Origin of the sequence: Pseudomonas sp. SMN11 (assembly GCF_052041945.1) — a bacterium.
In the GTDB taxonomy this organism is placed as follows: domain Bacteria; phylum Pseudomonadota; class Gammaproteobacteria; order Pseudomonadales; family Pseudomonadaceae; genus Aquipseudomonas.
Genome location: NZ_JBKGGW010000088.1, coordinates 1 through 626, shown reverse-complemented (window position 1 = coordinate 626; position 626 = coordinate 1). Strand labels below are relative to the sequence as shown.

Sequence of the window (626 nt, the reverse complement as noted above, 5' to 3'; positions counted from 1 at the left end):
CACTCCAATCCCGACGTGGTGTCCCCGCGAGATGCCGTCGACACCTTCGTTTACACCATCCGTGACGCCGATGGTGACGAAAGCACGACGACGATCACCATCAATGTCCACAACTCGCTGATGGCTTGTGAGGACCGCGATGTCACGGTGTACGAAAACGCCCTGGACCTGCACAAAGACGGCAACGACCTGGCCGCTGGTAGCGTCACCGGCAGCGACCCGGGCTCGGCCCGCGAAACCGCTACCGGCACCTTGGTCGGTTCTGCCAGCGGCGGTGTCGGTGCGTTGACCTACAGCCTGGTGGGCGATGCCACTGGCCAGTACGGCCAGCTTCATCTGAACGCCGACGGCACCTACACCTATACCCTGACCTCACCGGCCAACTCACCGACCCACGCCAATGACGGCCCCAACACCGTCACCGAAACCTTCACCTACCAGGTGAAAGATTCAGTCGGCAACTCGACCACCAGCACCATCGTCATCACCATCGTCGACGATGTGCCGCAAGCCCACAGCGATTACACCAGTGTGTACAAGGGCGACGAGGTGCGCGGCAATGTGCTGTACAACGATGTGGTCGGTGCCGACGTGCGCAGCGACGGCAATTACGTGGTCGGTGTGCG

The 626-nt window shown here is 61.8% G+C and carries 1 protein-coding gene; it reads left to right on the top strand.

Annotated features, from left to right (window positions below; genetic code table 11):
• The coding region (locus ACLEJU_RS28655) for an Ig-like domain-containing protein (protein ID WP_440776780.1) at positions 1-626 on the top strand (626 nt) is incomplete at both ends.